Source organism: Paenibacillus sp. WG02, from assembly GCF_055396115.1.
In genome coordinates, this window is sequence record NZ_AP036016.1 from 4,848,702 (window position 1) to 4,867,693 (window position 18,992).

14 protein-coding genes and 2 pseudogenes are annotated in these 18,992 nt (G+C 43.9%); 2 read left to right on the forward strand and 14 right to left on the reverse strand.

Annotation, left to right across the window (positions count from 1 at the left end):
• Nucleotides 1-9 precede the first annotated feature (9 nt).
• The 8 genes and pseudogenes from ACBP55_RS22045 to ACBP55_RS22080 all read right to left on the reverse strand — a co-directional run bounded on the left by ACBP55_RS22045 (nucleotide 10) and on the right by ACBP55_RS22080 (nucleotide 7,593).
• Nucleotides 10-840 carry an alpha/beta hydrolase family protein gene (locus ACBP55_RS22045; RefSeq protein WP_464644975.1) on the reverse strand — a complete coding sequence of 277 codons (831 nt, stop codon included), beginning with the start codon at nucleotides 838-840 and terminating at the stop codon, nucleotides 10-12.
• 421 nt (nucleotides 841-1,261) lie between these two features.
• Nucleotides 1,262-2,410, reverse strand: a complete 1,149-nt coding sequence (locus ACBP55_RS22050; protein WP_464644977.1) for an FtsW/RodA/SpoVE family cell cycle protein — start codon at nucleotides 2,408-2,410, stop codon at nucleotides 1,262-1,264.
• Nucleotides 2,411-2,547: 137 nt separating this feature from the next.
• Nucleotides 2,548-2,817, reverse strand: a pseudogene (locus tag ACBP55_RS22055) (undecaprenyl-diphosphate phosphatase); the annotation flags it as partial.
• A 91-nt stretch (nucleotides 2,818-2,908) separates the two neighbouring features.
• Nucleotides 2,909-3,954, reverse strand: a pseudogene (ftsW, locus tag ACBP55_RS22060) (putative lipid II flippase FtsW).
• A gap of 220 nt (nucleotides 3,955-4,174) precedes the next feature.
• The gene (locus tag ACBP55_RS22065; RefSeq protein WP_464644979.1) at nucleotides 4,175-4,726 is read right to left on the reverse strand and encodes a hypothetical protein; all 552 of its coding nucleotides are present in this window, start codon (nucleotides 4,724-4,726) and stop codon (nucleotides 4,175-4,177) included.
• A gap of 93 nt (nucleotides 4,727-4,819) precedes the next feature.
• Complete coding sequence (locus ACBP55_RS22070) at nucleotides 4,820-6,202, reverse strand: sensor histidine kinase (protein WP_464644981.1); 1,383 nt, start codon at nucleotides 6,200-6,202, stop codon at nucleotides 4,820-4,822.
• 4 nt (nucleotides 6,203-6,206) lie between these two features.
• On the reverse strand, nucleotides 6,207-6,911 hold the full coding sequence (locus tag ACBP55_RS22075; protein ID WP_464644983.1) for a response regulator transcription factor: 705 nt from the start codon (nucleotides 6,909-6,911) through the stop codon (nucleotides 6,207-6,209).
• Nucleotides 6,912-7,086: 175 nt separating this feature from the next.
• Nucleotides 7,087-7,593, reverse strand: coding sequence for an MgtC/SapB family protein (locus ACBP55_RS22080; RefSeq protein WP_464644985.1), 507 nt, complete (start codon nucleotides 7,591-7,593; stop codon nucleotides 7,087-7,089).
• 211 nt (nucleotides 7,594-7,804) lie between these two features.
• Between ACBP55_RS22080 and ACBP55_RS22085 the strand changes: the two genes are divergently transcribed.
• Together ACBP55_RS22085 and nagA are read left to right on the forward strand one after the other, a co-directional pair.
• Entirely contained in the window at nucleotides 7,805-8,605 is an 801-nt protein-coding gene (locus ACBP55_RS22085) for a DeoR/GlpR family DNA-binding transcription regulator (protein ID WP_464644987.1), read from the forward strand.
• On the forward strand, nucleotides 8,595-9,740 hold the full coding sequence (nagA, locus tag ACBP55_RS22090) for an N-acetylglucosamine-6-phosphate deacetylase (RefSeq protein ID WP_464644989.1): 1,146 nt from the start codon (nucleotides 8,595-8,597) through the stop codon (nucleotides 9,738-9,740). The genes ACBP55_RS22085 and nagA overlap by 11 nt, the downstream gene beginning before the upstream one ends.
• Before the next feature lie 154 nt (nucleotides 9,741-9,894).
• On the opposite strand, the gene dsdA is transcribed toward nagA, so the two are convergent.
• Genes dsdA through ACBP55_RS22120 form a run of 6 tightly spaced genes read right to left on the reverse strand, consistent with a single transcriptional unit; the run spans nucleotide 9,895 to nucleotide 18,967 of the window.
• Entirely contained in the window at nucleotides 9,895-11,247 is a 1,353-nt protein-coding gene (dsdA, locus tag ACBP55_RS22095; protein ID WP_464644991.1) for a D-serine ammonia-lyase, read from the reverse strand.
• A 38-nt stretch (nucleotides 11,248-11,285) separates the two neighbouring features.
• Nucleotides 11,286-12,080, reverse strand: a complete 795-nt coding sequence (locus ACBP55_RS22100; protein ID WP_464644992.1) for a helical backbone metal receptor — start codon at nucleotides 12,078-12,080, stop codon at nucleotides 11,286-11,288.
• A 17-nt stretch (nucleotides 12,081-12,097) separates the two neighbouring features.
• Complete coding sequence (gene icmF / locus ACBP55_RS22105; RefSeq protein ID WP_464644993.1) at nucleotides 12,098-15,367, reverse strand: fused isobutyryl-CoA mutase/GTPase IcmF; 3,270 nt, start codon at nucleotides 15,365-15,367, stop codon at nucleotides 12,098-12,100.
• Nucleotides 15,368-15,396: 29 nt separating this feature from the next.
• Nucleotides 15,397-16,539, reverse strand: coding sequence for an acyl-CoA dehydrogenase (locus tag ACBP55_RS22110; RefSeq protein WP_464644995.1), 1,143 nt, complete (start codon nucleotides 16,537-16,539; stop codon nucleotides 15,397-15,399).
• 37 nt (nucleotides 16,540-16,576) lie between these two features.
• Nucleotides 16,577-17,482, reverse strand: coding sequence for a methylisocitrate lyase (gene prpB / locus ACBP55_RS22115; protein WP_464644996.1), 906 nt, complete (start codon nucleotides 17,480-17,482; stop codon nucleotides 16,577-16,579).
• 33 nt (nucleotides 17,483-17,515) lie between these two features.
• Entirely contained in the window at nucleotides 17,516-18,967 is a 1,452-nt protein-coding gene (locus tag ACBP55_RS22120; protein WP_464644998.1) for a bifunctional 2-methylcitrate dehydratase/aconitate hydratase, read from the reverse strand.
• Nucleotides 18,968-18,992: the final 25 nt, after the last annotated feature.

The window sequence follows — 18,992 nt, forward strand, 5'->3', positions numbered from 1 at the left end:
CCACTTCCATTAAATTGTCCAATCGTTCCAATCTTTTTTCTGCTTCTGAATAAAGATCAGCCAATTCCCTGTTTTCTCAAAAAGTTCTTTTTTTGAGCTTGTTGTTGAATAAGTATGATCTGCTTGATAGACAAGCTCGAGTTCACATTGACCCTCTGAACGCATCCAGAACATCTTCTGGTATAACGGTGCATAATCGACTGGTATCGTATCGTCGGCAGTACCGTGAACAACGAGGACATCTCCGTTAAATTTACGCAGTTGTTCAAACGGTTGATGCTGAGATAAGGAATCAAAAAATTGACTTGTTAATACATAGCCATGGTGATCGATTGCTCCACCTATAGGAAGTTTCTCGTATTCACTCTTGCCTACAATTCTTACAATATCATTGTGTGGATGTGCGACAGCTGACCATAGCACAAGTGTTTTCACGCGATTATCTCTCGCCGCAGTTAAAACGGCAGCCGCACCGCCTAAACTATGACCCACCAAGATCACACGACTAAGATCTACACAATCAATCGTTGAGGCATAATCAATAACACTTCGCGTTTGTTCAATCAGAACATCCAGCCCGCCAGCGCCGTATTCGCCAGTGCTCTCACCGCAGCCCCCATAATCGAAACGAAGAACCAGATATCCTTGCGAGCTAAACTCACGAGCTGCTTTCACAAATAGGCGATCCACCCCTATCCGACTGCCAATAAATCCGTGACAGATGATAATAAGCGGCCAACGTTGACAATCAACTTGCGCGGCTCCTGATTGATTAGTCGGGTAATGTAACGTTGCGGCCAATTCGACGTCGTCGCTTTGAATTGTGATAGCATGCTCCATGATGTTAACTCCCTTTCGTATTCACATATAATTCCGATGAGTTTAGTATGAATTAGTTATAAGCCAATATTAACATCACCTACTAGAGGTGTCAATCCTATTTTTAACATATTTTCGGGAATTATTACTGGTCCTAATTCGATGTTTTTTTACTTATAATGTGGATAGAAAAGACTCCCACCTTACTCTAGTGAGAGTCTTTCCATATTTACCTTTCATTAACCACGCTTCACTCGCCGTCTGACGATGAATTTGTTATACGCATATTAAATTGTACATGCGATGCAATAGCCCAGCAAGGCTGCACCTGCTGCGGAACGAGCTAATATTTGTCGGAATAAAGGTGTTAATGCATACAAGCCTCATGAAAAAACAAACCTACTTTCCTTTACTATCAATTTCGCTCTTCAGATTTGATGCTCTATTCGTTCCCAAAATGAAAAGGTTTTGATTGATGAATCCATACACTTTGAACCAAACCCATAGATAACATATTAGTCATAAGAGAACTTCCTCCATAGCTGACAAAGGGGAGTGCAATTCCTGTAAGCGGCATTAGACCCGTATGCATCGCTATATTCTCAAATATTTGCAAAGTAAACATTGATATCACACCTATTATCAAATAAGAACCCGCTAAATCTTCGCAATCCATAGCGATTCGAATCATTCGATAAATTAAAAAAAAGTAAAGTAATAATAAAACGGCCGAACCAACAAAACCAAATTCTTCACCAATGACCACATAAATCGAATCTGCATAGTCATATGGAATATATCCGCTCTGTATCATTTTACCGTGCAGATATCCTTCACCCATTAATTCTCCCGAACTTATTGCCCTCAAGGAGTTCACAACTTGATAACTCTGGTCCGGATCACTAGCTGGATTCAGAAAAGTTTGAATTCTATGAAGTTGATACGGCTTTACAATTTTATTGAATAAGGTTGTATCAACAAAGTATAGGGCTATAATACTTCCAATAATCCCGATAATCACAAGCAACCCGATGAGTCCATGCTTAAAACGAATCTTCCCGATCCAAAGCATACCTATCAAAATACAGATAAAAACAATCGATGTTCCCATATCCGGCTGTTTCATTACTAACAGAAAAGGTATTCCCACAACCACAATCATAGGAATGATATCTTGAATAAATCGCAGATATTCCCCTTTACGTTTTCCCAGCATCTTGGCTAACAGTAGGATGACGAATACTTTTACCAGTTCAGAAGGCTGAAACTGCATAAAATGAAGATTGATCCATCGCTGAGATCCGTTGATGTTCAAGCCTTTAAACATCACAAAGATTAAAAGCAATATGCCAAATATATATAGATATAAGGATAAGTGACGTACAATATCCCGATAATCAAGCATGCTCAGGACCAGCATTGGCACAAACATGGCGGCGAACATGACCAAGTTGTTCATAGGCAGCCCAGCATATTTTGTATTATTCGTGGCACTGTAGATCACTATAGTACTGATAGCCATAAAACATAACAATAAAACGATAATAATAAGATCAATTTTTTTCGCTCTAAGTACCAGTTCTTTGATCACACGAGGCTCTTCCCTCTCTAGAGATATTTAGTAAGATTCCAATGCTCGGCATGCTAATTAGTAATGAAGATCCCCCATCTTCTTTAAAATAAAAAACCGTGCTGCGCACGGGTCATACAGTTATATCGAAACTGGAGTTAACAACATTTCGCAGTAATCATTAGGAAGAAAGAATTTCGAAATATAAACCTAAAAAAATTAGCCTTTTCTCCAAAATACAACAGGATTCCATTGATAATTAGAAATATAGCAGCGCTAGTCACACTACTGAAAAGATGCCTCAGTGTTTTTTCCAAAATCACACCGATCAATGCTGCAGGTACGGTTCCCGCAATAACAAGCAAAAGGATTTTTTTAGATTGGGATGGTCCACCTGAGAATAGGGAGCGCAGCATATTCACCCAATCACGGCTGAATGATAGGTTGTTTCATTGTTATGTCTAGTTATCTTGGAATTCATTTCATTCCCTCTTCTGTCATAATCTTGGGGGATCGATGTCAATGGATGAGCTGTTCTTCCTTACGTCTTCGATTATTATCTCGAGAAATACTTAATAAAATTCCAGTACTTGCCATACAAAGAATTAATGACGATCCGCCGTAACTGATAAAGGGAAGCGGTACCCCAGTTACAGGTATGCTGCCAGTTACAGCCCCTAGGTTCAACAGGAATTGCATACCGATCATCGATACGATTCCCATTCCAAGTATCATTCCAAAAGGGTCATTACTTTGAATTGCCGCAGTAAATCCTCGCCAGAAAAAAAGAAAGAAAGCAATGAAAAACAAAGTTGTACCGAGAAGTCCTACTTCCTCTCCGATAACAGCAAAAATAAAATCCGTATGTGCTTCGGCAAATAAAAGAGCTTCTGAACACTTCTTCCTAATCCTGTTCCCGTAAGGCCCCCATGTCCTAAAGCATAAAGGGACTGAATAAGCTGGTACCCTGAATCGGACTGGTTATCGAATGGATTTAAAAAAGAATGGATTCGCTTGAGTCGGTAGCTTTGACTTATCGCAAGGTATATAAAAATCGGTACAAGTCCCAGACCAAGCATAAACAGATGGCGCAAATTGACTCCGCCGATCATAATGATCGTACCAGCAATAGAAGCCAGGATTAGTACGGTACCGAAATCAGGCTGCTTCATGACAAGCGATAGAATCAAACCAACCATGATCAATAAGGGAAGCAATCCTCTTTTGAACGATCGGATCTGCTCTCCTTTTTTGCTGATCAAAGCCGATAAATACACAATAATGGATAATTTAGTGAATTCAGACGGTTGTATATTGAACCCGCCCACTACAAACCATCTTTTAGCTCCGTTAATGTTCGTACCCACAATTAAAACTAAAACAAGCAATAACAACGAGAATAGCATCAAGCCAGGTCCAGCTTTTTTCCAAATTGAAAAAGGCAGGTTCATAAAAATGAGCATTAAAATAAGTCCGATCCCCGCAAATATGCCTTGTTTTAACAAGTAATACCAGCTACTTTCATGTGTAAAGACAGCCTTTGGTGAACTTGCACTAAAAATCATGACTAGGCCGAAACCGACCAGCAAAACAGTTAAAAACAGAAGTAGAAAATCCGGGCGGCCCTTTATTTTACGATTCACATTATAAAACCCTCCGCAAGAAACGTGTCTAGTGAAACTTATTTTATTTCGATCATTAATCACAAAAAAAAGCTCTCTCCTACGAGAGAGTCTTGGCAATCCACCTGCACGATTGGCCAGAAAGTTCGCTCTCTAAATCCATTTACATTTTCTTAGGAATTTTATTCAATTCAAGATGTCCTTGATACCATTGCTTGGTCCATAGTTTTAATGTATTGTTTCTCCATTCATAAATATCCAGTCCATTTTCTCCCGCGCCCATGGACCATCCCAGAATGATCTCAGGCCGACCGTCGTCAGTAACATCTGAAAGTCCCGCGTAATCTAAACCATTACCGAAACCCTTTGTATCCCAAATGATTCGCCATTCTTCATTATGCTGCTTCAACAACGCTGCCTTTAATATCTTGTCATTGGTGACGTTATCTTCATAAACAACCATAGCCTCATCGATGCCGTCTCCATCCACATCTCCAAATGAAATGCCATTGCCCTTCTTCCCTTGATCCGAGACGATTAGCCGGGCTCCTTCTGGCAGTAAAGTTCGGAGGATTGTACTGAAATTGTCCCTCTGGATATTCACTTTAGAGGACGGCGATTTAATTAAATCCACTGGCGTTAAAGGTATTCCACACCCGCTAATTAACAATAATGAAGTTACAATGAGACTTGTACAAATCCATTTACTAAACATACTATTCTCTGCTCCTTGCATGTCATTGTACTGCTCTATTTTATATTTTTAAGGGAAATAAAATGTTATGAAAAAGTTAAAATTAATTCTACCTTATCTCGGAAGATAGATATCGACTTTTGTTCCTTTTCCTACCTTGCTGTTAATTTTTAACTGTCCGTGATGCAATTTGATGATTTGTTCGGATATGGATAATCCTAAACCGCTTCCAGCAGCATGGGGGTTGCCTTTGTAGAACTTTTGATATACATTCGCCAAGTCTTGCTCCGCGATTCCCAAACCCGTATCCTCCACGGTAATGATGACTTGTTGTTGATCCGAGTGAGCATACACTTTAATATTTCCATTTGGCCCCGTAAATTTTAGTGAGTTGTCTATTAGATTAATTAATACCTGTTTCAACCGATTTTCGTCGGCTTGAATGACAGGAAGTGTATCATCAGTCTCCACGTCAAATGAAATGCTCTGTCGAGCTGCTCTTGGAGCAAGCTGTTTTCCTATATGCCGAAGCAATCCATGAAGCTGAACTGGTGTGCAGGTTAAAGCAATTCGTCCGTTATCCAATTTAGCAAAATCAAGTAATTCATCTACCATCCGGGTTAACCTGTCGGTTTCCATCTCGATAATTTCAAGTCCGTCATTAAGCATGTCCTTGTCATCACCCTCAGTCGAATGTAAGGTGACCACCCAACCTTTTATAGACGTTAATGGCGTTCGAAGCTCATGGGAGACCGATGATATGAAATCGTTTTTGAACTGTTCGTTTTGCTGTATCTTAACTGCCATTGAATTTAAAGTATCTGCCAACGCCCCTAGCTCGTCCTGATATCGTTTATTAGCTCTTACGGAAAAGTCCCCTTCCGCCATTTTTTCTGCAGCAAGCTTAAGCCCAGTGATTGAACTCGTAATCGTTCTAGATAGAACGATACCGAGAATGGCTACAATGGCAACAACTAGAAGTCCAACTGCAATAAAGATGGCAGAAACTTGGTTAATCGTCTTCACCGTTTCTGTTAAAGAGGTCACAAACCTAACAGCCCCCACGGTACTATCCTTGGCTTGCAACGGATAAGAAATTGCTAATATAGCTTCCTTTGTGGACGGGTTATTTCCTCTCCAAGTTCCGACTTTTCCACTGCACGCCTCTTGCACATCCTGATATTTGATCATATTCTCACCTGCTTGAAATCCGGTTGAGTCCTGAAGAAGTTGTCCGGATGAACTTATGATTTGGACTTGCGCGGCGGAATTTTGAGAAAATCCACTTAAAAGTCTTTCAGATTGCTTCTCTAAATCTTCGTCAGCAAAATATTGATGATAGAAAGAAGCGGAAAGTTCCGCTTGATTCATCAGAATGCGTTCAACATTATGAAAATAATAATAGTTCACCAAAGCAATTAGAATAAATTCCAGAATGGTAACCGTAATTAGAATGACAACGAAATAACTCCCTACTAATCTTTTTTGAATACCCAACCTTTCAAACCTCCTGTCTCCAGCGGTACCCCAGTCCCCAAACCGTTTCGATCAACTTCGGCTTGGAGCCATCATCTTCAATTTTTTCCCTTAGTTTTCGAACATGGACATCTACGGTTTTGGTATCACCCACAAAATCTTCTCCCCAAATAAGGTTCAGAAGCTCATTTCTGGATAAAGCTTTATCGGGGTTTTCCAAGAATGTTTTGACCATTTGATATTCCTTCGGTGTTACCTCAATGATACAGTCATGTTTAAATAACTTATTAGCATCCAGATCAAGGCGGATAGAACCAGACTGAAGTGTTTTTCTTTGTGGTTCCGCCACCTTCTGGGTACGACGTAATATCGTTCTGATTCTTGCTACAAGCTCTAACGGATTAAAAGGTTTTACAATGTAATCGTCAGCACCAAGCTCAAGCCCTCTGATCTTGTCCAAATCTTGCGCAAGCGCAGTCAGAAAAACAATGACAATATCAGGATCAATATCTCTTAGCTTCTTACAAAAATCAAACCCATCCATATCGGGTAGCATAATATCCAGAACTACAACATCGGGCCGACTTATGGCGAGGCTTTTCAAAGCCATCTCTCCTAAAGATGCCTCGGTGACTTTAAATCCAACTCTGTCTAAATTAATCGCCACAAAACGTCTAATATTGTCATCGTCCTCAACAATGAGTACATCGTTTCGATATAAAGTTTCCATAATTGCCTCCCTAAAACCAGATGAATTCAATACTAAAAAACAAAAAAAGCTCTCCATATAAAAACGAGAGCTTGAGAGGTTCGGATCCTCTTTGTTTTTCTAACGCTTATGTATAACAAGGGCCTATTCATCACATCTGGATATTACTATCGATAGTTGACATTGTCAATATGGTCTATTTGTTGTTTTCAACCGGCAATTCTAGATCCGGATCATCTTTTGAATTTATTGAAGAAAAAAGTTTTGGAAACCGATGTGGTATATCCATGATCAAAAAAGCTAAAAAAGTTCCAACACAACCAGTAATATAATGTCCAGCACCAATCATTAGACCAATCGAAGCACTAACCCACATACCCGCTGCTGTAGGTAATCCACGAATAATTCCGACTTTATCTTTTAAAATGATCCCAGCCCCAAGAAAACCAACTCCAGTTACAACTTGGGCAGCTATTCTATCAGGATCATGGGCAGAAAAACCGAATATGCCGGCAACTGTAAACATACATGACCCGAAACAAACCAACGCATACATGCGAAAGATTGAACCTCGGTGAGATATGGGCAAGTCGGTATAAGTTTCTCTTTCCCATCCAATGAATCCACCTGCGATAAAGGCGATAACTAACCGAAGCACGATGGCAGATATATTATTTAATTCTATATATAGGGATGCTAGCACAAAAAAGTACCTTCTTTCGTTCGTCTAACTTGGGAAAAACCAGCATAAACAAAGGGTCATCGTAGCATTATAACCAATCATGAACAGAATAAAACTTTGTACTTTTTCCCAATTAGCCAAATGATATAGGAAATCACGTTAAATACTTACATATACTTAATTTTTACTTTAACATACTTAAAAATCATGATAAACTTACTTATAAGAGGTGATGATGATGTATCAAGAAGAACGATTACTGAAAATACTCAACTATATTAATGAACACCATGCCATGAGTGTTATGGATATCTGCTCTCTTCTAGATGTATCTAGGGATACAGCCCGAAGAGATATTGTTAAATTAGTACAAGAAGGGATCGTTATTCGTACACATGGAGGCGTCGCTCTGCCTCAATTGCAGAAGGAAATAGCCACCTATCAGGAACGCTTAATTGACGAAACAGCCAGTAAAAGAAAAATCGGGAAGTTAGCAGCTAAACTAGTTCAAGATCGGGAAACAGTCATTTTAGACGTATCAACTACGGTACAGTCTGTAGCAGAACAAATTTCAGCTAAAAATATTACGGCTGTCACACATTCCATAGACATTGTAGGGATTCTCTCAGGACGGGAAGATCTGCAAGTTTATGTGCTAGGGGGCTATTTGCATACCAAAAATCGTTTATTATATGGACCTTCCGTCATTGATAAGCTGAGAGAATTAAGAGCTGATAAGGCATTTATCGGAGCTACAGCTATACGAACCGATGGGCTTTACTTTCCTAACGAAGATGATATTTCTGTTAAAAAAGAGATGGCCCACAGATCGGATCAGGTCATTGTTGTGGCTGATTTCACGAAGTTTACAAGCAAGTCGGTTTATCGTTTAGATTTTGACTTTGTAGATATTTTGATTACCGATCAAGAGGTGCCTATCGAAATAAGAGAAGTACTTCATAATAAAAATATAACGATTATTCAATGTGAGGAGAAAGACAAATACGAGGAGGATAACAAAGATGAGTCTTAAAATTTTGCACAACGTAAACGTGGTTCAACCAGACGACCTTGTTCTACCTGTCACACTTTGGATAAGAAACGGAATTATCGAAAAGCTAGTAAGTGGTCTTTCTTCTCTTCCGGAGGGCGAATATGAACTTATGGATGGCCAAGGACATTTATTGATTCCTGGTATGATCGATGTGCATATCCACGGTGCTAACGGGTTCGATATGATGGATGGCAGTGAAGCGAGTATTCAAGAGGTTTCGCGGGCTTGTTCTGAAACGGGCTGCACCTCGTTTCTGGTTACCTCTGTTAGCTCTACAATTGAAGAATTACTAGCCATGATTCGTAGTGTGAAACGTGTAATCGGGCATGAAGTCGGGGCCAAAATTGCCGGGCTTCATCTAGAGGGTCCTTACCTGAATCCGAAGCGTAAAGGTATGCAAAATGAACGTTTTTTACGACATCCGAATCTTACTGAAATGAAAGAAATTTTTAACGAAGCAGATGGACTGATTAAGATGGTTACCATAGCCCCCGAATTACCTGGCGGGATGGAGCTCATCTCTTTTCTAAAAGAAAATGGCGTCATAATCGCCGTTGCGCATTCGGATGCGACATACGAGGAAGCCAAGCAAGCCTTTGAAGCCGGAGCAAGTCACGTAACGCATTGTTTCAATGGCATGCGTCCGATTCATCATCGTGATCCCGGTCTGGTTGTAGCCGCTTTTGAAGAAGAACATGTAAGCCTCCAAGCGATTGTTGACGGCATTCATTTGCATCCTGCGATCGTTCGAATGATGCATCGTTTGAAAGGACCCGATGGCATGGTACTTATCACAGATGCTTTACAAGCCATGGGACTAGGTGATGGGAATTATGTATTCGGTGGCCATCATGTTACGGTTTCCGAAGGTGTAGCACGCCTAGAGGATGGGACTTTAGCCTCCAGTACGGTTACAATGAATGAGGCACTGCGTCTAACCGTAGAAACCGGCATTTCTTTAAAAGACGCGGTTCAAATGGCCTCAACCACACCTGCACGAATATTAAGCCTTGATACAATAGGTAGGATCTCCAAGGGTCTTGATGCTGATCTTGTCTTGTTAAATGAACAATTCCAAGTGCAATGGACCATGATTAAGGGTCATATCGTCTAATGATGGTATAAAGGATGCTGAGCAGGAAAATCTTCCTTCAAGCTCACTGGCAGAAACAGACACTTAGAGGGATCGAGGCCATGCGAGAAAGGGCAGGCTGTTGATAATTCGCCCGCCCTCTCTGCTGTTGAATGGCTCAATAAAATATTGACACTTACGATTTGGCCATGGAATAGCAGGATGCCATGATATCTTCAGGAACCATACTACCTCCGGTTGCCCAAATGATGTGTGTGGCATTCATTAGTTTTTTTCGCAAGTCATGCTTTTCCACATAATTGTGCCCGGCTTCGCTCTTGAATAATTGAATGGCGCCATAAGCACCCGCCAATGCCGAAGGCTCTAGGTGAATGTTTTCCGTATCGACTAGCGCACGTAACAGTTCAAACAACTGATCGTCACTCACTGTATAAATTCCACTCAATAAACCTTCGACGGTTTTTCCAACAAAACCGGACGGCCTTCCCACTGCTAGTCCGTCAGCAGTTGTGATGTTGTCTATCCCAAAATCTTGTACAGAAATTCTATTGTGCATGCCCGTCATTAAACCAAGCAGCATACCTGGTGAATGGGTAGGCTCACCGAAAAAGCAATGTACTTGATCCTTATAGAGCAGCTTCAAGCCAAAAGCTACGCCGCCCGGTCCCCCTCCTACTCCACATGGGAGATATACAAACAGCGGATGGTCTTCATTTACAATGACCTTCCTGTCTTCCAGTTGTTTCTTTAATCGGGAGGCGGCTACCGCATACCCCAAAAATAAATCTTGGGAATTTTCATCATCAATGAAATAACAAGTAGGGTCTTGTTCCGATTGTTTACGTCCTTCTTCTACGGCCTTGCTGTAATCCGATGCATATTCGACGACAACCACGCCTTTTTTTCTAAGTAAATCTTTTTTCCACTGCTTTGCATCCGCAGACATATGTACAGTTACATGGAACCCGATTTCGGCACTAATAATTCCAATGCTCATCCCTAAATTACCTGTTGATCCTACGGCGATAGAATATTGTGAAAAGAAATCCTTGAAAGCTTGGTCAGCCAGGATAGAGTAATTCTCTTCAACGGTAAGCATGTTATGCTGGATAGCTAAATCTTCAGCATGCTTCAATACCTCATAAATGCCGCCTCTTGCTTTTATAGATCCTGAAATGGGCAGATGGCTATCGCACTTGAGCCATAATTGCCCAAGAATTTTGTGACCGTACCTGTCCTCCATATGTTGTTGCATAGCTGGAATTTGCACGAGAGTAGACTCAATGATCCCATTCATTTGTCTTGTTTCAGGAAAAGCTTTGGCCAGATAAGGAGCAAACCGTTGTAACCTCTGCTCCGCATCCTGGACATGTTTTTCTTCCAAGGGAAGTTCGCCAGCAAATTGTTCAAATGGTTGGTAATGAGGATTGGTCCAAAATACTTCCTCGGTGGAAATCAATTGCGTTATCAAAGGAAATTCCTCTATCCATCGTTCCAACGATTTCCCCAGAATATTGTTGTTGTACATGTCTTATCCCTCGCTTCGCTTTCAACGATTCTTCTTTTTCATTGTTTTAACCCTTTAATGAGCAGATTTACATAGTTAGCGGCCTTTATCATGTGCGTCCCGTACCAGCTGAAACTCTCTCCGTCAACCAATATTGTTTTGGCACCTGCTACATTTTCAACGAATGCTTTCTTGTGTATGTCTTTAAAAGGATAGGGCTCAGAGGATAAAAAGATAAAATCTGGTTGTGCCCGCTGAAATTCCTCAATCGTCACAATCGGGTATCTTTCCGGACGATCCTTGAAAACATTTGTAAAACCGGACTTTTCCAGCATAGAGTCAATGTAGGTGCGTTGGCCTGCAACCATAAACGGATTTTTCCATATGACATAAGCCACTCTCCGCTGATTGATTGGCTGGAGACGTTGAAATTCCTTGCGAATTTCTTTCACCATGCTTTCAGCCGGTTCTTCGCGGTAGCAAATAGCCCCTAAATCCCGAATCATCTGTAATGCGTCATCATAATGCTCTACATTCGTCACATAGACCGGAAAATGTTTAGCCAGGTTCTCGACCATTTCCTTAGGGTTTTCTTCTTTTTCGGCGATGATCAGATCCGGCTTGAGTTGCGTGATCACATCCTCTTTGACTTGTTTAGTCCCCCCTACGATGATGGCTTGTTGAATTTGATTGGCAGGATGGATGCAATACCTCGTTCTTCCTACGATCCGGTCGGAAAGCTGCAAAGCATACAACGTTTCTGTGATCGATGGACATAACGAAATTATCCTGTTAGGAGGAAACGGAAATGTGACTTTTCTTTGCAAATGATCTTCCCAAGTTTTCACAGTCATTCCAATCACCTCGAAACCTACATATTTCGGCGATATTGTCCCCCTACTTCATATAAAGCGGTGGTAATCTGTCCAAGGGAATTTACTTTAACGGCTTCCATCAGTTCTTCGAAAATGTTGCCATCTTGAAGGGCAACCTGTTTCAGGCGTTCAAGCGCAATAGGACCTTGTACTTCGTGCTTCGACCAGAAAGCTTGAAGATTATCGATCTGGGTTCGCTTTTCTTCTTCCGTCGAACGTGCTAGCTCAATTTCAACCGATGTCTCACCTGCATTCGGATTAATGAACGTGTTCACACCAATAATAGGCAGCTCTCCGGAATGCTTCTTATGTTCATAATAGAGGGATTCCTCTTGAATTTTCCCTCTTTGATATTGGGTTTCCATCGCTCCCAGCACTCCGCCTCGATCGTGAATACGCTGAAATTCAACCAAAACGGATTCTTCCACAAGGTCGGTTAGCTCATCCACTATAAAGGAGCCTTGCAGCGGATTTTCGTTTTTCGCGAGACCTAACTCCTTATTGATGATCATTTGAATGGCCATAGCCCGGCGCACGGAGTTCTCCGTCGGCGTCGTGACGGCTTCATCATAAGCGTTCGTATGCAAGGAGTTGCAGTTGTCATATATCGCAATCAACGCTTGCAACGTTGTGCGGATATCATTAAAGTCCATCTCTTGAGCATGCAGGGAGCGGCCGGATGTTTGAATGTGGTACTTCAGCTTTTGGCTTCGTTCGTTTCCGCCGTACTTATTTTTGATGACGGTAGACCAAATCCGACGCGCCACTCGCCCCATGACGGTATATTCCGGATCTAAACCGTTGCTAAAGAAAAAAGACAAGTTTGGCGCAAAATCATCTATATGCATGCCACGGCTTAAATAATATTCGACATAGGTAAAGCCGTTCGTCAGCGTAAAGGCTAATTGGGAAATGGGGTTAGCTCCCGCTTCGGCAATATGATAGCCGCTGATACTGACGGAATAGTAGTTGCGTACCTTCTGATCAATGAAATACTGCTGGATATCCCCCATCATTTTTAGCGCAAATTCGGTAGAGAAAATGCAAGTGTTTTGCCCTTGGTCTTCTTTGAGGATATCCGCTTGAACCGTGCCGCGCACCGTTTGCAGCGTATACGCTTTGATGCTCTCGTATTCTTCTTGACGCGGTTGTCTTCCGCTTCTCTCGACGAATTTTTCGACCTGCTGATGAATGGCGGTATTCATAAACATCGCCAAAATCATCGGTGCCGGTCCATTGATGGTCATGGACACACTGGTGGAAGGATGGCACAGGTCAAAACCTTCATACAGCTTCTTCATGTCGTCCAATGTGCATATGCTCACACCGCTGTTGCCGATTTTCCCATAAATGTCGGGACGATAATCAGGGTCTTGCCCATACAAGGTGACACTGTCAAAGGCTGTGGATAATCGCTTGGCTTCATCATTTTGGCACAGGTAATGGAAGCGGCGGTTCGTGCGATCCGGCGTTCCCTCTCCGGCAAACTGGCGCTTCGGATCTTCATTCGTGCGCTTGAACGGAAATACGCCCGCCGTATAAGGAAAATAACCAGGCAAGTTTTCCTTCATCAGCCAGCGCATGATTTCACCGGAGTCCTCAAATTTCGGCAGACTGACCCGCGGAATCTTATTGCCGGACAGCGATTCGGTATATAAATGGGTAAAAATTTCCTTATCGCGAACTTTGGTGACCAACTGATCCTGTTGATAGGCTTCGCGGAAATTCGACCACTCTTCCAGCAACTGTTTGCATTCCGGATGGAACTTGGTTTCATAATAGGCGAGCATTTCGTCAAGCTTAGCCGTAAATTGCTGGGTTTCCGCCTCAGACATCATTTGCCCATTATCCGATTGCAACAGCATTCTGGTTCCCCTCATTTGGAACAGCTTGCGGGCAATCGCAACTTGTTCTTCCGTGAACCTCTTGTATTGCCGGACCGTTTGCACGATCTCGCCCAAGTATCCAGTTCGCTCAGGCGAGATAATCAAATTTTTCTTCGTCACTTTCCGAACCTTGTCATCATATTGGGTAGGCCAGGTGCCGCCGGTTTTCTTCTCCACGATCTTCATCAGATTGGCGAACAACACGTTGGTTCCCTGGTCGTTAAATTGGCTCGCAATCGTCCCGAATACCGGCAGTTCCTCATCGGGAACTTCAAACAACCGATGACTGCGCTTATATTGCTTGCGTACGTCGCGCAAAGCATCTTCGGATCCCCTGCGTTCAAACTTATTAATGACGATCACATCCGCAAAGTCGATCATATCGATTTTTTCCAACTGGGTTGCCGCTCCAAATTCACTTGTCATCACATACATCGCCACATCGCAAAGATCGACGATGCCGGAGTCTCCTTGTCCGATCCCGCTCGTTTCAATCACGACAAAATCATAACCGGCCGCTTTTACAACATCGATGGCTTCCTTGGTGGCGTAACTTAATTCAGACTTGGATCCCCGTGTTGCCATACTGCGCATATATACGCGCGAATGATGAATTGCATTCATCCGGATGCGATCCCCCAGCAATGCTCCCCCTGTCTTCATCTTGGAAGGGTCTATGGAAATAATGGCGATGGAACGATCAGGGAATTGCTCGAGATAACGCCGCACCAATTCGTCGGTCAATGAGCTCTTACCCGCTCCACCTGTTCCTGTGATGCCTAATACGGGGATGGTTGGCGCTTCCGCTTGCAATTGCTTCAAGGCAGCGGAAGCATCAAACTCTTTCTTATCGGCCTGTTCTTCCGCAAAAGTAATCAATTTCGCAATAGCGCCCCAGTTTTTGTCCAGTAAACATGCCAGCTCTTTCTCCAACTGCTTCGGTGTCGGAAAGTCGCATTCCCGAATCATATGGTTGATCATGCCTTGCAATCCAAGCTCGCGTCCATCATCAGGAGAGAAAACTTTGGCAATGCCGTATGCGCACAATTCCTTGATCTCGGAAGCGACAATCACCCCGCCCCCACCAGCAAAGATCTTGATGTGACCGGCTCCCTCTTGCTGAAACAAATCATGCATGTATTTCAAATACTCGACATGGCCGCCCTGATACGAGCTGATGGCGATGCCCTGCACATCTTCTTGAATCGCCGCATTCACGACCTCATGTACAGACCGATTATGTCCCAAGTGAATGACTTCCACACCAGAAGCCTGAAGTATGCGTCTCATGATGTTAATGGAGGCATCATGGCCATCGTATAAGGCTGCTGCCGTAACAAAACGCACATTATGGGTCGGGCGATACACCTGCGTTTCCACGTTCATCCCACCTTTTATCAACAAATTTTTTAGTCCTTTAACAAATATCCGGAAATGACTAAACGCTGAATTTCATTCGTTCCTTCGTAAATTTGCGTAATTTTGGCATCGCGCATATACCGTTCCACAGGATATTCACGGGTATATCCATAGCCGCCGAAAACCTGAACAGCTTCAACCGTCACGTCCATGGCGGTATCGGATGCAAACAACTTGGACATGGCGGATTGCAAACCATATGGAATCCCTTGATCCTCACGCCATGCGGCTTGATACGTCAATAATCGGGCAGCTTCGATTTTCGTTGCCATATCCGCTATTTTGAATTGAATCGCTTGAAGCTTGCTAATCGGTTTGCCAAACTGAATGCGTTCCTTCGCATAACGTGCCGCATGATCCAAGGCTCCTTGAGCAATCCCCAGAGCTTGTGCCGCAATCCCATTACGGCCTCCGTCAAGCGTCGTCATCGCAATTTTGAATCCTTCGCCTACTTGACCCAACAAGTTTCCCTTCGGAACACGGCAATCAGTAAAAATAACTTCTGTCGTGGCAGAAGAACGAATGCCGAGCTTTTTCTCCTTTTTCCCTACGGAAAAGCCAGGGAAGCTTTTTTCCACGATAAACGCGGCAATGCCTTTATGCTTCAGCTCCGGATTAGTCTGGGCGAACACGATATAAATGTCGGCATAGCCCCCGTTCGTGATAAAAATCTTGGAACCGTTCAGGACCCATTCATCCCCATCTAGATCAGCCGTTGTCTTCATGCCTACGGCATCGGATCCAGATCCCGGTTCCGTCAGACAATAGGCCCCCATGCTTCTTCCTTCCGCCATGGCCCGCAAATAGGTTTGCTTTTGCACCTCCGTCCCAAACTTGTACACCGGCCATCCGGCTAATGACGTGTGGGCGGAGAGGGTCACCCCGATGGAAGCATCGACGCGGGAAAGCTCTTCAACCGCCACAACATAACCTAGGTAATCTGCCCCTGCACCGCCGTACTCTTCCGGCCAAGGAATCCCACACAAGCCAAGCTCCGCCATCTTATGCCATATTTCCATATCAAAGGATTCATCCTCATCGCGTTTTGCTGCAGTAGGCTCGCATTCGTTTAAAGCAAACTCGCGTACCATGTTTTGCATCATTTGATGCTCTTCAGATAATAGAAAATTCATCGTTCTCTCCCCTTATGGACGGCTATTTGCCTGCTAATCAATCATCCTGAAGAATGGTCTTGGCCATTTTACCGTCCAGACTTTCGTAATCGAAATATCTGATCGTTTCGTATAGTTCCTTACGCGTCTGCATCTGCTCTAAGCTTTGTACTTGTGATCCAGTCTGACTGATCTCCGCAAACACCCGCTCATAAGCTTTAGCCGCAACCCGAAGTGAAGTCACCGGATAAATGACCATGTTAAATCCCCAGCTTTTGAATTGCTCAGCCGTATAATAAGGGGTTTTCCCGAATTCGGTCATATTGGCTAACAGCGGAACATCGACTGCTGCACGGAATGATTTGAAGTCTTCTTCGTTCTCCAACGCTTCCGGAAAAATAGCATCAGCCCCCGCCGACACGTATTTTTTGGCTCTTTCGATGGCAGCCTCCATCCCTTCTACATCCTTGGCGTCCGTTCGGGCAATGACAACGAGTGAAGGTGCGATTTCCTTGATTATCTTGATCTTCTGCATCATCTCCTCTGCGGAGATAAGCTTCTTCCCATTTAAATGCCCGCATTTCTTCGGCATTTCCTGATCTTCGATCTGAACGGCCGCCGCCTTAGCCTCCAGCATTTCTTTTGCTGTCCGAGCTACGTTTAGAACACCTCCGAAGCCAGTGTCAATATCGACCAGCAAGGGAAGGCCCGAAGCCCGAACTAGATCCCGGGCGCGGTCTGCCACTTCATTGGAATAGACCAATCCAAGATCCGGCAACCCCCGGCTGGCCGTATACGCCGCCCCAGACAAATAAATGGCCTTGAAATCGAATTGCGTGGCGATTCTGGCCGCCATCGCATCATGAGTTCCCGGAATTTTCACAATAGGCGCTGCCTGGATCATTCGCAAAAATTGTTCGGCCAACTGTTTCTGTTCAGGCTCTTTCTCAATTAACCAAGCCATTGAAGTTCCCCCATTCTTACCCTTAAGTAAAAGTCAAATGACGAACAAGCCCATATAATCTTGCACGCTCGTTTCTTCAAAACGCTGCTGATCCAAAGAAAGCTCGACAATTTGCTCCACTTTCTTTCTTGGGAAACGGGTCAATAAGCTGGATTGGAATTTTTCTGCGATTTTCGGAATTCCTTCTTCACGGCGCCTGCGATGTCCGATCGGGAATTCGCATTCGATTTTAGCCGTTTCCGTACCGTCTTTAAAATGAATCTGAACCGCGTTGGCAATGGAGCGTTTCTCCGGATCGAGATAGTCCCTGCTGAATCGTTCGTCTTCCACGACAACCATTTTGTTGCGGAGAGCGTCGATTCTCGGATTTTTTGCAACCTCATCTTCATAATGCTCGGCCGTCAAATCTCCGAATAACAGTCCGATAGCTACCATGTACTGAAGACAATGATCCCTGTCGGCGGGATTGTGTAGAGCCCCCTTCTTGTCGATAATCCGGATGGCAGACTCGTGTGTAGTCAGTGTAATTTGGCCGATGTCATCGATGCGGTCTTTCACCAGCTCGTGCAGCTCGAAGGCGCACTCCACTGCCGTTTGCGCGTGGAACTCGGCCGGGAAAGTAATTTTGAACAGCACGTTCTCCATCACATAACAATCAAGCGGACGGGCAAGCTTTAACTCTTGGCCATTAAACAACACATCCTGGAATCCCCAAAGTTTCGCGGAAAGACCGGTAGCGTAGCCCATTTCGCCTTTCATGGCCATTAAGCCAAGTCGTACGGCGCGGCTTGTCGCATCGCCGGCCGCCCAAGACTTCCGGGAGCCCGTGTTCGGAGCATGTCTGTAGGTGCGCAAGCTGCCGCCATCCAGCCACGCATTGGAGAGGGCGTTGATAACCTCTTCCTGGCCACCGCCTAACAATGCGGTAACGACGGCCGTTGAAGCCACTTTCACGAATAACACATGGTCCAGTCCTACACGGTTCAAGCTGTTTTCCAATGCCAGAACCCCTTGAATTTCGTGAGCTTTAATTGCAGCTGTTAGCACGTCGCGCATCTTCAGCGGAGCCTTGCCTTCGGCTACCCGATTGCGGCTTACATAATCGGCCACTGCCAAAATGCCGCCCAGATTGTCGGACGGATGTCCCCACTCAGCCGCAAGCCAAGTATCGTTGAAATCGAGCCATCGAATCATGGTGCCGATGTTGAATGCCCCGTGTACCGGATCGAGTTCAAATTGCGTTCCCGGCACGCGCGTGCCATTCTGTACGCTGACGCCAGGAACAATAGGCCCCAAGTGCTTCGTGCATTCCGGGAAGCGCAACGCCAGCATGGCCGTTCCGAGTGAATCCATGACGACATGACGAGCGATTCGATAGGCCTCTTTGCTTTTGATCTCATGCGAAAGCGAATATTGGGTGATATCTACCAGCAGCCTATCCGCTTTCTCCACCATATTTCCCTGATCACTAATGATCGAGCTCATGTATCTCCCACCATTCCTTGGTTAT